10 protein-coding genes are annotated in these 13058 nt (G+C 63.6%); 7 read left to right on the top strand and 3 right to left on the bottom strand.

Going from position 1 to position 13058, the window contains the following annotated elements:
- Nucleotides 1–222: 222 nt before the first annotated feature.
- Nucleotides 223–3636, bottom strand: coding sequence for a pyruvate carboxylase (locus AAFP29_RS17895; protein ID WP_419218732.1), 3414 nt, complete (start codon nt 3634–3636; stop codon nt 223–225).
- Between the two features lie 261 nt (nt 3637–3897).
- Between AAFP29_RS17895 and AAFP29_RS17890 the strand changes: the two genes are divergently transcribed.
- Nucleotides 3898–4809 carry a TIGR03564 family F420-dependent LLM class oxidoreductase gene (locus tag AAFP29_RS17890; RefSeq protein ID WP_419218731.1) on the top strand — a complete coding sequence of 304 codons (912 nt, stop codon included), beginning with the start codon at nt 3898–3900 and terminating at the stop codon, nt 4807–4809.
- 129 nt (nt 4810–4938) lie between these two features.
- Here AAFP29_RS17890 and AAFP29_RS17885 read toward each other — a convergent pair whose 3' ends face one another.
- Nucleotides 4939–5937, bottom strand: coding sequence for an acyl-ACP desaturase (locus AAFP29_RS17885; RefSeq protein WP_419218730.1), 999 nt, complete (start codon nt 5935–5937; stop codon nt 4939–4941).
- Between the two features lie 264 nt (nt 5938–6201).
- On the opposite strand from AAFP29_RS17885, the gene AAFP29_RS17880 reads away from it, so the two are divergent.
- A complete protein-coding gene (locus AAFP29_RS17880) occupies nt 6202–7599 on the top strand; it encodes a WS/DGAT/MGAT family O-acyltransferase (protein ID WP_419218773.1) in 1398 nt (465 codons plus the stop codon).
- A 39-nt stretch (nt 7600–7638) separates the two neighbouring features.
- Here the strand turns inward: AAFP29_RS17880 and AAFP29_RS17875 are convergent, their stop codons facing one another.
- Entirely contained in the window at nt 7639–9726 is a 2088-nt protein-coding gene (locus AAFP29_RS17875) for an NAD(+) synthase (RefSeq protein ID WP_419218729.1), read from the bottom strand.
- A gap of 68 nt (nt 9727–9794) precedes the next feature.
- Here AAFP29_RS17875 and AAFP29_RS17870 point away from each other — a divergent pair, with 68 nt between their 5' ends.
- The 5 genes from AAFP29_RS17870 (at nt 9795) to AAFP29_RS17850 (ending at nt 13050) form a co-directional block, all read left to right on the top strand.
- Nucleotides 9795–10082 carry a hypothetical protein gene (locus tag AAFP29_RS17870; RefSeq protein ID WP_419218728.1) on the top strand — a complete coding sequence of 96 codons (288 nt, stop codon included), beginning with the start codon at nt 9795–9797 and terminating at the stop codon, nt 10080–10082.
- A gap of 93 nt (nt 10083–10175) precedes the next feature.
- Nucleotides 10176–10757, top strand: coding sequence for a YtxH domain-containing protein (locus AAFP29_RS17865; protein WP_419218727.1), 582 nt, complete (start codon nt 10176–10178; stop codon nt 10755–10757).
- An 88-nt stretch (nt 10758–10845) separates the two neighbouring features.
- Complete coding sequence (locus tag AAFP29_RS17860; RefSeq protein WP_419218726.1) at nt 10846–11580, top strand: YcnI family protein; 735 nt, start codon at nt 10846–10848, stop codon at nt 11578–11580.
- Complete coding sequence (locus tag AAFP29_RS17855) at nt 11573–12094, top strand: copper resistance CopC family protein (protein WP_419218725.1); 522 nt, start codon at nt 11573–11575, stop codon at nt 12092–12094. Before AAFP29_RS17860 ends, AAFP29_RS17855 begins: the two co-directional genes overlap by 8 nt.
- The gene (locus AAFP29_RS17850) at nt 12070–13050 is read left to right on the top strand and encodes a copper resistance D family protein (protein WP_419218724.1); all 981 of its coding nucleotides are present in this window, start codon (nt 12070–12072) and stop codon (nt 13048–13050) included. The genes AAFP29_RS17855 and AAFP29_RS17850 overlap by 25 nt, the downstream gene beginning before the upstream one ends.
- Nucleotides 13051–13058: the final 8 nt, after the last annotated feature.

The following is a 13058-nucleotide window of genomic DNA, read 5'->3' as shown; positions in this document are numbered from 1 at the left end:
GCCCTCCAGCGCCAATGGTACTGCACCCTAACCAGTGTGGGAGAGTAGGACACCGCCGAACTACAACGTTGAAATACCCCGTATCCGGGCCGTACCACGGTTCAGATACGGGGTATTTTCTATATGAACCACACACCGGCACACCCGACTCGACAAGACAGACCCGACCGGATTTTCGGTCGGGTCTGTCCGCGAGGGTCGGGTGTGCGACTGGTGCTCCTATTACTCGCTGACACTCGCCGCTGATACGACCGCCAGCAGATCGCCGGCCTCCACCTGCGCCACCTTCGTGATCGCCGTCCGAGTGATCGTTCCACCACGAGCCGCGGTGATCGCAGCCTCCATCTTCATCGCTTCGATGGTGCCGATCGTGGCTCCCGCTTCGATCGTGTCGCCCTCGGCGACGGTCAGCGTGACCACACCGGCAAACGGCGCAGCGACATGACCGGGATTGTCCTTGTCTGCCTTCTCCGCAGCTGGAACTTCGCTGACAATAGACCGATCACGTACGGCGACCGGCCGCAATTGGCCGTTGAGAATACACATGACGGTACGCATTCCGTGTTCGTCGGCCTCGGAAATGGCTTCCAGCCCGATGAGCAACGTGACACCTTTGGCCAGTTCGACGTTGTGCTCATCGCCGCTGCGCAGACCGTAGAAGAACTGGTTCGCCGACAGTCGTGATACGTCGCCGTATTTGTCGAGATGAGCCAAGTATTCCTTGGTTGGACCGGGGAAGAGGAGCCGATTGAGCGTGGCCTGTCGGGTGTCCGAATCACCAGCGAGACCGGCTTCGTCCTCGTCCGTCAGCGGAGTGATTGGCTTCGCCGCGGCGCGGCCAGCCAATGCGCGAGTGCGGAACGGCTCAGGCCACCCGCCGACAGGCGTGCCAAGTTCACCGTGCAAGAAGCCAATGACGGAATCGGGGATGTCGTAACGTCCCGGATCGGCGGCGAAATCGTCGACGTCGACGCCGGTTCCGACCAGCGCGAGGGCCAAGTCGCCGACCACCTTCGACGACGGCGTCACCTTCACCAGTCGACCAAGCAACCGATCCGACGCCGCGTACTTCGCCTCGACCTCTTCGAACCGGTCACCAAGTCCGAGCGCGATGGCCTGCTGCCGCAGATTCGACAGCTGACCACCGGGAATCTCATGCGTATAGACCCGGCCGGTGGGCGATGGCAGACCAGATTCGAAGGGCGCGTACACCTTTCGCAGGGCCTCCCAATACGGCTCCAGATCGCATACGGCGTCGAGGGAGATGCCGGTGTCACGTTCACTGTGCGCGGCGGCCGCGATGATCGCCGACAACGACGGTTGGCTGGTGGTACCGGCCATCGGCGCACTCGCGCCGTCGACGGCGTCGGCGCCGGCCTGCCACGCGGCCAGATAGGTCGCCAACTGTCCGCCGGGAGTGTCGTGGGTATGAATGTGAATCGGCAGGTCGAAGTTGCTCCGCAGCGCGGTAACCAACTTCGACGCCGCGGGTGCGCGCAGCAGCCCGGCCATATCTTTGATCGCCAATACGTGCGCGCCGGCATCGACGATCTGTTCGGCCAGCTTAAGGTAGTAGTCGAGCGTGTAAAGGTCTTCGGCTGGGTTGGCCAGGTCACCGGTGTAACTCATCGCTACCTCGGCGATGGAGGCTCCGGTCTCGCGGACAGCGTCGATCGCCGGGCGCATCTGGTCCACATTGTTCAGCGCGTCGAAGATGCGGAAGATGTCGATACCCGTTGAAGTGGCCTCGGAGACAAAGGCTTTCGTGACCGCCTCGGGGTAGGGCGTATAGCCAACCGTATTGCGACCGCGCAGCAGCATCTGCAGACAGATATTCGGCACGGCCTCGCGTAGCTGGGCGAGACGATCCCATGGGTCCTCGTGTAAGAACCGCAGCGCGACGTCGTACGTCGCGCCGCCCCACGCCTCGATGGAAAGCAGTTCGGGAGTCAACCGGGCGACATGACCGGCAACGCCGAGCAGACTCGAGGTCCGCAGACGTGTCGCCAGCAATGACTGATGTGCGTCGCGGAAGGTGGTGTCGGTGACGCCGAGCGCCTTTTGCTCGCGCAGGGCAGCTGCGAAACCCTCGGGGCCCAACTCCAGCAGCCGCTGACGCGAGCCGGCCGGCGGCGGTGTGGACAGATCGACGGCAGGCAATTTGTCGAGTGCGTACACCGTCGTCGGGCGGGTGCCATTCGGCTTGTTTACCGTGACGTCGGCGAGGTAGGCGAGCATCTTCGACGCGCGGTCAGCCGACGAATGCTGCGTCAGCAGATGCGGACGTTCCTCGATGAATGAGGTGGTGACATGTCCGGCGCGGAAGTCGGGGTCGTCGAGTACTGCCTGCAGGAACGGGATATTCGTCGAGACGCCGCGAATCCGGAACTCGGTGACGGCACGGCGCGCATGAGCAACTGCCGTCGGGAAGTCGCGTCCGCGACACGTGAGTTTGACCAGCATCGAGTCGAAATACGCACCGACTTCGGCACCGAGCGTAGTGCCACCGTCGAGCCGAACGCCACCGCCGCCGGGGGACCGGTATGCGGTGATCCGGCCGGTGTCCGGGCGGAAGCCGTTGGCCGGATCCTCGGTGGTGATACGGCACTGCAAGGCGGCACCGTGCAGCTTGATGGCGTCTTGGGACAGGCCCAGGTCGGCGAGTGTGGCGCCGGCGGCGATACGCAATTGCGCCTGCACCAGGTCGACGTCGGTGACCTCTTCAGTCACCGTGTGCTCGACCTGGATGCGCGGGTTCATCTCGATGAACACGTGATTGCCGCGCTCATCGACGAGGAATTCGACAGTGCCCGCGCAGCTGTAGTCGATCTGCTGGGCGAACGCGACGGCGTCGGAGCAGATCTTCTCTCGCAACGTCGGATCCAGGTTGGGGGCGGGAGCGAGTTCGACGACCTTTTGGTGGCGTCGCTGAACCGAACAATCCCGCTCAAACAGGTGGATGACGTTGCCGTGGGTGTCGGCGAGGATCTGCACTTCGATGTGGCGCGGATTGATGACCGCCTGCTCAAGGAATACCGTCGCATCGCCGAAGGCGGACTCGGCTTCGCGGGCCGCGGCCTCGATGGCTTCGCGCAACCCAGAGATCTTTTCGACACGACGCATGCCGCGGCCACCGCCACCGGCGACCGCCTTCACGAATAGCGGGAAAGTCATCGACTCGGCGGCACTCACCAGCGCATCGACGTCGGTTGACGGCTCCGACGATGCCAACACGGGCAGGCCGGCGGCCTTGGCTGCGGCGATCGCGCGGGCTTTGTTGCCGGTCAGCTCGAGCACGTCACGAGATGGCCCGACGAAGGTAATGTCATTGGCCGCACACGCCGCGGCGAGGTCGGGATTCTCCGACAGGAAGCCGTAGCCGGGGTAGATGGCGTCGGCGCCGGCCTGGCTGGCCGCTGCGACGATCGCCTCGATGTCGAGGTAATTGCGGACCGGATGGCCCGGCTCGCCGATCTGATAGGACTCGTCAGCCTTGGTGCGATGTGGTGAATTGCGGTCTTCGTAGGGAAATACCGCGACGGTAGCGACGCCCAATTCATAGGCTGCGCGAAAGGCGCGGATGGCGATCTCGCCGCGATTGGCTACGAGCACTTTGGCAAACGTACTGCTTGTCATCTGATCGGCATTCCCTTGAGCGTCGTTGAGGATGGCTCTGACGTGGACCGTTGAGTGCTGCGCTACGACACCCGACCCGCACCGTGCGTGGACGGCTCCTCAACCCTGCCACGTTGATTTCCCGGACGCGAACAATTGGGTTACACGGGGGTTACATCGGCCTGGTGACCGGCGACATCGCGCTGTCAGAAGTTTCGAATGTCTGTCCCCAATACTCGCGTAGGTTTGATTCCGAACCAACCCAATGCCCAAGGGAGTCTCATGCGTATCGGAATCATGCTCAACGATCAGACCGGTCCGGACGCCCTGCGTCGGCTCACCGACGAGGTGGCGCAGATAGCCGACGAAGGATTCGAAACCGCTTGGCTCTCACACATTTTCGGGATCGACGCACTGACGGCGCTGGCAGTAGCGGGCTCCCAGGTGCCGGGTATTGAACTTGGCACCGGCGTGGTGCCGACTTATCCGCGGCATCCGGGTGCGCTGGCCCAACAGGCGCGGACCGCCGCGCTGGCCGTCGGTGCGGGCCGGCTCAACCTCGGCATTGGACTGTCCCACCAGGTGGTCATCGAGAATATGTTCGGCTACGACTTCTCCCGGCCGGCCCGGCATATGAAGGAGTATCTGAATATTCTGGTGCCATTGCTCGACGGCGATCAGGTCTCGTACAGCGGTGAGACGATGTCGGGCAACCTCGCGATGACGATGGGCGATAGCGGACGCGTACCAGTGCTCGTCGCCGCGATGGGCGCGACGATGCTGAAATTGGCCGGTCGGCGCACCGACGGCACAGTGCTGTGGATGACCGGGCCGGCAACTATCGCCGAGCACATCGCGCCGACGATCACCGCTGCGGCCGCCGAGGCGGGCCGACCGGCACCACGAGTCGTATGCGCGTTGCCGGTTCTGGTCACCGACGACGTCGAGGCAGCAAAAGCTAAGGCCGCCAAGCTATTCGAAGTCTATGGATCGCTGCCGTCGTATCGGGCGATGATGGATCGAGAAGGTGTGGCCGGACCGGAGGAGTTGGCGATCATCGGTGATGAGGCGCAGGTCGCGGCGCGCGTGCGCGCGGTATTCGCTTCGGGGGCAACAGAATTCGCCGGATCAGTATTTAGTGGCGGTGACGAGGCGGTTCGTACGCGAGCGGTGTTGCGCGAGCTGGCGGACTGAAACCAGCGGCGTCAGTGAAGGCGGGGGAGTGACTCCCTCGCTGACGTTGACAGTGCAGGGTAAAGAATCCGGGGCAGACACAAGACGCCGCCGCCCGGAAACCGGACGGCGGCGTCGTGTCGAAAATTCTTAAGAGGCCTGAGCCTGCTTGGCGGCCTTGGCCGCTTCCCGGGCAAGTGCGCGGTCGCGCATCTCCTCGAAGCGAGTGGCGTCCTTGCCCAACTGCTCGAGGAAAGCTGCCAGCTCTTCACGGGTCTTCTCGCCCTCGGGGCTGAAGTCGGTGCGGTCGAAGACATTCCATTTACGCAGCACCGGCATGATGACCTCTTCGAGGTGCTGGCGCAGGTCGTAGATGCCGTGCTTGGCCATCAACACGCCGTGGCGGCGGAAGTTCGGCATGCCGGCACCGGGCATCTGGAAGTTGGTGACAATGTCGGTGACCGCGCGCAGCGTCTGGTCGGGGGAGATGTCCATACCCGCACCACAGATATTGCGATAGAAGATCATATGCAGGTTCTCGTCGGCGGCGATGCGCTGGAGCATACGGTCGGCGATCGGGTCGTTGCATGCCTTTCCGGTGTTGCGGTGGCTCACCCGAGTGGCCAGCTCCTGGAAGGTCACGTACGCGACGGAGTGCAGGATGCCGAGCTCGTCGGCATGCTCTTCGAGTTCGTCGGCGCGACCGGCGGCGGCCAGCATGGGGTCGTAGCCATTGGTCATATGGATCATGCGCGCCTCTTCGAGGGCTACCGGATCCACGCCGCGGGTCACCACCAGGTAGTCACGCATGACGATGCCGTGGCGGTTCTCCTCGGCGGTCCAGCGACCAACCCAGTGGCCCCACGCGGAGTCCATCGAGAAATTGTCGGCGATCACGCGGTGATACGACGGCAGGTTGTCCTCGGTGAGGAGGTTGGTGATCATCGCGGCCTTGGCGACCTCGCCGAGCTGCGACTGTTCGGGGTCGTAGTCGACGCCGCCGAGTTCGGCGAAGTTGCGGCCCTCGTCCCACGGCACGTAGTCGTGCGGGTTCCAGTTCTTCGCGGTCTTGAGGTGACGGTTGACGTTATCCTCGGCCACTACCTCCAATTCCTGGAGAAGTTCGAGTTGCGTGAGCTCGCGTGCCATGTAATTTCCTCCGAACAAGCTTTCCGCGGTTTCAGTGATTGTGGGTAGCCCGACGCGCGTTCACGTTGATGAGGGCGGGCACCAGTTTTAAGCGTACGGCATTCGGCGAGGTCGCCCAAACATCTCCCTACGGGCGCGTAACCGGCTGTGAGGTCGCTGTACAGCAACGGCTATGTCGCTGCGAGCGCTCTGATCGTTAGCGGAATCCGACGATATGTTGCCGACGTCACGTACGCGGCGGCCGCGTGCGGCACGATGGAAAGAATGCAGCGGTTGAGTGGTTTGGACGCATCGTTTCTCTACCTGGAGACCCGGTCGCAGTTGATGCATGTCATCGGCATCATTGAAATCGATCCGGCGACGGTTCCCGGTGGATACAGCTTCGAAAAGATGCGGACCGAACTTGAGCGCCGCTTGCGGGCCATGCCGACGTTTCGTCGCAAACTCGACAACTCGGTGCTCAACATCGACCACCCGGTGTGGGTGGAAGACACCGATTTCGACATCCAGCGGCATGTGCATCGCGTCGCGGTGCCCTCGCCAGGCAGCCAACGCGAAGTCGCCGACTTCTGCGCCCATCTCGCCGGTCAGACCCTCGATCGCGGCAAGCCGTTGTGGGAGTTATGGGTGTTGGAAGGGGTCGAGGGTGGCAAGGTCGCGGCGATGCTGCGGATGCATCACGCCGGCGTCGACGGCGTGACCAGCGCAGATCTATTGGCGCAACTGTGCACACTCACGCCCGACCCGCCTGAACTTGACGAACAGAAGGTCAAGGAGACTGCGGGGTCGTCGTCGCGCGCGACGATGGCGGCCGGCGGTGCCGTGAATTATCTGGTGCAGCGGCCGATCGCGATGGCCAAATTGTTGCCCGCGACTCTTCGGGTTCCGGTCGGCTGGCTGCGACGTGCCCAATCGTCGGACGCGATGCCCGCACCGTTTCAAGCTCCGCGTACTCCGTTCAACGCGCCAATCACGCCCCATCGGGTGGTGGCGATGAGCCAGGTGCCGATGAGTGACGTCAAGAAAATCAAGAATCACTTCGGCGTGAAGATCAACGAGGTGGTACTGGCGCTGGTAGCTGGCGCCCTGCGTGACTATCTACTGCGTATCGACGCGCTACCCGACCAACCGATGGTGGCGATGGTGCCGGTCTCGGTTCACGACGCCGACGAGACCGACCTGGTCACCGAGGGCACCAACAAGGTCAGTGGCATGTTCACCGAACTCGCAACCCATATCGCCGATCCGGGCGAGAGAGTCGAAGCATCGGCGCATGCCTCGCAGATATCCAAAGCGCATCACGCCGACATCGACGCCAACATCCTGCGCGCCTGGGCTCAGTTCGCGCCGGGCACGACTCTGGCCGCAGCAATGAAGTTCTACGGCGATCGCAAACTGTCGAATCTGCATCCGGCCGTCTTCAACGTGCTGATCTCCAATGTTCCCGGACCAGATTTTCCGATGTACTTCCTCGGTGCCCGCGTCAAAGGTGTTTATCCACTCGGCCCGGTCTTCCACGGCGGCGGCCTGAACATCACCGTCTTCTCCGCCGACGGCCAGCTGAATTTCGGCCTATTGGGCTGCAAGGAATTGGTGCCTGACGAATGGTCGATCGTGGAGAGTTTCAAAGCCGAGGTCGAGTTGCTGCTGGACTCGTTCTGAAAACCGAATCCGGTGCCAACTCGTGCGGATTCCGGGACGCTATCGGTTATCCAGCTCGGCCAGCCACGCCCGCACCGATGCATCGGACGGCGAGCGCCAATCCCCGCGCGGCGATAGTGATCCACCCGAACCGATCTTGGGTCCATTCGGCATCGCCGTGCGCTTGAACTGGTTGGCCATGAAGCGGTTGAGGAAAACTCGCAGCCACTTCTCGATCGTCGCGCTGTCGTAGTCGGGTGACCACGCGTGCTCCGCGAGAAACGCCACTTTGCTTGGGCGGTAACCGAATCGAGTCAAATAGTAGAGAAAAAAGTCATGCAACGCGTACGGCCCGACAGTGTCTTCGGTCGACTGCACTGAGCCATCCTCGCCGGGCGGGATGAGTTCAGGGGAGATGACGTCGTCGAGGATTTCCCGCAGTGCCGAAACGGTCTTCGCGCTATGCCGACTCGCGGTAATATTTCCCGTCGCTTCGCTCGCCCCGGCAATATTTCCCGTCGCTTCGCTCGCCCCGGTGGTTTTTCCCGTCGCTTCGCTCGCCCCGGTGATATTTCCCGTCGCTTCGCTCTCCCCTATCATCCAGCGGATCAGATGTTGGATAAGGGTTTTCGGCACCGATGAGTTGACGTTGTAATGCGACATCTGATCGCCCACTCCATAGGTGCACCATCCCAACGCCAGTTCCGACAGGTCGCCGGTACCCAGCACGATTCCGCCGAGATGATTGGCCAGCCGGAACAGATGTGACGTCCGCTCGCCTGCCTGCACATTCTCGAAGGTGATGTCGTATACCTTCTCGCCCTTGGCGAATGGGTGATCGAGGTCGGCCAGCATCTGCAGGCAGGACGGCCGGATATCGAGTTCGGTTGCCGAAACTCCCAGCGAATCCATCAGCTCGTGCGCCCGGCGCAGGGATGCGTCGCCGGTGGCGAAGCCGGGCATCGTATAGGCGTGAATGTTGGTGCGCGGCAAGCCGAGCAAGTCGAATGTGTCCACCGCGACGAGCAACGCCAGGGTCGAATCCAGGCCGCCGGATACTCCGATCACAATCTTGTCGATGCCGGTCGCTCGCAACCGGGCGGCGAGCCCCTGAACCTGAATGTTGCCGACTTCGCGGCATCGCAGATCCCGGTCGATCGCCCCCGACGGGACGTAAGGGAATCGGGCGACGTCGCGTCGCAAGTCAGTCACCGATGATGGTGAGAGGTCAAAGCCGATGCGCCGCAACTGCTTCAGATCGGATGCGTAGTCGCCGACCTGATCGCGCATGCTGATCATGCGTCGACGCTCCTGGGACAGTCGATCGAGATCGATATCGGCCGTGATGGTTTGATCGGCGATCGCGAACGGTTCGCTGCGCGCGAGCAGGGTGCCGTTCTCGGCGATCAACGCGTCGCCGTCCCAGGCTAGATCGGTCGTCGACTCGCCGAATCCGGCGGCCACGTAAACGTAGGCGGCGGACAGTTTCGCGGAGTGGCTGGTACACAACGCTTTCCGGTACGCCTCTTTGCCAACTGTCACCGGACTTCCGGACAGGTTCACCAGTACCGTCGCGCCGGCCAGGGCGGCCCAGGTGCTCGGCGGGATCGGTACCCAGCCGTCTTCGCAGATTTCTACGTGCAGGTTGAAGCCGGGCAGGTCGTTTGCGCTGAAGATGAGGTCGGCACCGAACGGAACATGTTGCCCCAGAACGGTCGCGGTGTCGGTCGGAGCGTCGCGCGCCGCGGCGAACAGGCGTTGCTCGTAGAACTCGCGATAGTTCGGCAGATACGACTTGGGCACGACGCCGAGAACGTCACCGCCGTGCAACACCACGCCGCAGTTGTACAGCCCGTCTCCGACGACAAGCGGAATGCCCACGACAACAACGGGAGTCAGGCCCCGACTCGCCTCGAGGATCACTCGCAGGCCATCCAGGCATGCGTCTAGAAGGGCGTCCTGCTGTACGAGATCGTCGACGCTGTAACCACATAGACCAAGTTCAGGGAAGGCGACAAGGGCTGCGCCATCGGCGGCTGCCGACGTCAGCAGCTCGATCGTCGCTTGCGCGTTGAACGCCGGGTCGGCGAGCTTGAGCACCGGGACGGCGGCGGTCACTCGGGCAAAGCCGTGGTCGTAGATCGTCACCCCGCAACCCTAGCTCGCCGGGGGTGGGGGTAGTCAGATCGAAGCCGCTATGCCTATTATGCTGAATTATGAATTTACGATCAATCAAAACGCTGGTTGTCGGTGGGGCGCTAATCTTCGGTGCGACGTTGTCGTCGGTCCTCGCCGCTCCCGCCGCCAACGCTGACATCCGCCACGAGGCTTCGGTACTGTGCGCGGCTGGCACCTGTAAGAATAATGGCCCCAACTGGGACGTTGGCTTCGGCAACGTCGTCTGCGGGAATGGTGTGACCGCCCCCGGTATCGCATTGGTGCCCCCGCACGGCATCGCGCCGCTCGCGTCCGCTGCTTGCCAGCAGCCGCGCCTGTACGGATAGTTCCGGCACCGACAACTACGCCCGTTCGCCCACGCCCGTCGCGGAGGTCCGCGGCGGGAGTGGGATACTTGTCGGCGTGATACGAGGCGACCGGTGACGACGACGAGCGGTGGGCTGAGCAAGCCCGGTGCCTCGACGTATCGCGCACGCGTCCTCGATACTCGTGCCGTGATCTCGCGCGCGAGCGTCGCTTGCGTGGTTCCGGCGCTCGCCGTCGCCGCACACGGCATCGCCGGCGGTGAACTACCTCAGAGCGCCGGTCTCGTTATCGTCGCTGGAATCGGTGTGGTTGCCGGCCTGCTGATTCGGGGTGCGGGATTACTGGGTGTCGCCGGGGTGTTGACCGGCGCTCAAGCGGCTTGCCATGCGGCGCTGTCGATCTCGCATGGGCACCTGATGACCGCTGACCTGACTGCCGCGTCGGGGGCCGCTTCGATGCTGCTGACCCACCTGGTCGCGATTCCGTTGTCGGCGGTCACGATTGTGGCTCTCGCCCATCTGATTTCACTGATCACCTCGGTATTGCGGGTGATCGACGCCTACGCCACCCCGGCGCCACGGGATACCTACTCCGGCTATGCCGCACCGAGTGCGCTGACCGGGTGCCGAATCGATGTCCGACACCCCGTTCGCGGGCCGCCGATATCCGCCGGCGCGCCCCTTCTCATTATCTGACGGTCATATCTGCTGTGCCCGACAGACTTTCGTTGGCGCGCTGACGCTCCCACCCATGAGCAGCCATTCACGAAAGAGCAAAATCGTCATGTCCTCATCAAACCTGTCTCGTTCACTCCTGCGTCGAGTGGCGGTGCCGGTGGCCGTTGTGGCCGCAGCCGCGACGACCGCACTCGCCGGCGCCGGTACGGCCGCCGCGCACGTGTCCGTCTCGTCCAGCACGGCAACGCAGGGTGGCTACGGTGTCGTCACGCTGCTGGTCCCCAATGAATCCGACGCCGGCGCCGCGACGACGAAGGTCTCCATCGAGATTCCGCGTCTTAAAGGCCTGCGCACGGAATCGGTGCCCGGCTGGCGCGCGGTCATCGACAAAGATCCCAAGACCGAAGAGGTCCTGCGGGTCACCTGGACCGCGTCCGACGGCAATGCCGGTGTGAAAGTCGGCGAATTCGGAGAGTTCAGCATCGCCGGTGGCCCATTCCCCTCGCAGCCGACAGTCAACCTGCCCGCGGTCCAGACCTATGCCAATGGCGAAGTGGTCAACTGGAATCAGCAAGCAGGTGCCGACGGCACCGAACCAGAACATCCCACACCGTCGGTGACCTTGCCCGCGGGGGAAGCCGGCGATGCGCATTCGGCGTCGCACACATCGACTGCCAACGAGACCGAGGATCAGTCGGCGTCGGCGTCGGATAACACCGCGCGCTGGATCGGTGGTATCGGATTGGTTCTCGGCGCCCTCGGCGTCGTGGTCGGTGTCGGCGCTCTCGCACGACGCGGCCGTGCTGCGGGGAAGAGCACATCCGGCGGCGACGATGCGTAGGCGCGTTGGCCTAACCGCTTTCGTCCTGCTGTTCTCGTTGGTGGCAGCCGTATTCGGTGCGGCGTCGGCGACCGCGCATTCTCGGCTGGTGTCCAGCGATCCCGCCGACGGCGCCAACGTTGCGACGTCGCCGCCAGCGGTGACCCTCACCTTCAATGAGGCGATCCAGGAGTCCTTCGCCGTACTCACCGTGGTCGGGCCGGACGGAAACTTTTGGCAGCAGGGCGATCCCAGCGTCGTCGGACCGGCTATCAAGGTCAATCTGCGACCGTTGGGTCCGGCCGGCACTTATCAGATCAACTACCGGGTGACGTCGGCTGACGGCCATCCCGTTGAGGGTAAGCGATCTTTCACCCTTACCGCCGCGGGCACCGGCACACCGGGTCCCAGTGCGCAGCAAGCCGCCGACGATGAGTCCGACGGCCTACCGATCTGGCCGTTCATCGTGGTCGGCGTGGTCGTTCTGCTGGGTGGCGGGGGCGTCGTCGTGTGGATGTCGCGGCGTCCGGCCTAGGACTGACGATGTCGAATGCGGCGGGTAACAGCGCCCCGCTGACGGTGCGGCGCCGGGCGACTCTGCTCGGTGCCGCAGTACCCGCCGCGTTCGCCGGACTGTTGACGTGCTGGTTGCTCGCAGACCCGACCGGGCCGGGCCTGGCCTCGACGGCAGGTGTGGTTGCGCTCATCGCCGGGGTGGCTCTGGTGGGACTCGGTTGTCTGCCATTGCTCGGAGCGCAACCGTCGTTGGCGGCGATAGCCGGATTCGCATTGGTGTGGCTAGTCGCCGATGTGATCGTCACTTGGTTCGACGTGGCCTCTCGGGCGGGGATTCCGGTGGCATCGGTGCGTGTCGGGCAGTTCGTCGATGGTGTGACTTCATCTCCCGGAGAAGTGATTTCGGGAGTCGTCGCAATGGCGATCATCGGGTGGGCGCTGCTTGCCCGGCGTACCGCTGAGCCAGTGATTCCGGTGACCGTCGTGGGCGCGCTGGCGGGGTTGGGGATCGTCGCACCCGCGGTGACCGGCCACGCGGCTACCCACACGATGGAGCCGATACTTGTTGTGGCGCACGTACTTTGCGCGGCGTGGTGGTGCGGCAGTTTGGCGGCGATGGCGATGACGGTAACCAGCCGAAATGGGTGGCGGACGGTACTACCGGCATTCTCGCGTCATGCCCCGATCGCGGTCGGCATCTTAACCGTCACCGGATTGGCTTCGGGTGCAATCGAATTGGGTTTCGACGCCGACTGGTGGACCACCGGCTATGGACAGGTGATGCTGGCCAAAACCCTCGGGCTAGCAGCGCTCATCGGACTTGGCGCATGGCACCGTCGACACTGGGTTCCCGAGGTGATGGCTCGGCGCGGCACAGTCGAACGGTCGCTGCGCTCCGCAGTGGTCGAAGTAGCGCTGATGTGCGTCGTACTCGGCCTCGCCGCGGGACTGGCTTCGACCAGCCCATTGGGCTAGCGGTGTGA

It is taken from the genome of Gordonia sp. CPCC 205333 (assembly GCF_048537885.1).
In the GTDB taxonomy this organism is placed as follows: domain Bacteria; phylum Actinomycetota; class Actinomycetes; order Mycobacteriales; family Mycobacteriaceae; genus Gordonia.
The sequence above is the reverse complement of the archived record's forward strand: the minus strand, read 5'-3'. Positions and strand labels throughout refer to the sequence as shown.

What these genes read in the sequence shown, in the direction of transcription:
- AAFP29_RS17870 (WP_419218728.1), top strand. Translation starts at nt 9,795, where the DNA reads ATGAATTTACGATCAATCAAAACGCTGGTTGTCGGTGGGGCGCTAATC.
- AAFP29_RS17855 (WP_419218725.1), top strand. Translation starts at nt 11,573, where the DNA reads ATGCGTAGGCGCGTTGGCCTAACCGCTTTCGTCCTGCTGTTCTCGTTG.
- AAFP29_RS17860 (WP_419218726.1), top strand. Translation starts at nt 10,846, where the DNA reads ATGTCCTCATCAAACCTGTCTCGTTCACTCCTGCGTCGAGTGGCGGTG.
- AAFP29_RS17895 (WP_419218732.1), bottom strand. Translation starts at nt 3,636, where the DNA reads ATGACAAGCAGTACGTTTGCCAAAGTGCTCGTAGCCAATCGCGGCGAG.
- AAFP29_RS17880 (WP_419218773.1), top strand. Translation starts at nt 6,202, where the DNA reads ATGCAGCGGTTGAGTGGTTTGGACGCATCGTTTCTCTACCTGGAGACC.
- AAFP29_RS17890 (WP_419218731.1), top strand. Translation starts at nt 3,898, where the DNA reads ATGCGTATCGGAATCATGCTCAACGATCAGACCGGTCCGGACGCCCTG.
- AAFP29_RS17885 (WP_419218730.1), bottom strand. Translation starts at nt 5,937, where the DNA reads ATGGCACGCGAGCTCACGCAACTCGAACTTCTCCAGGAATTGGAGGTA.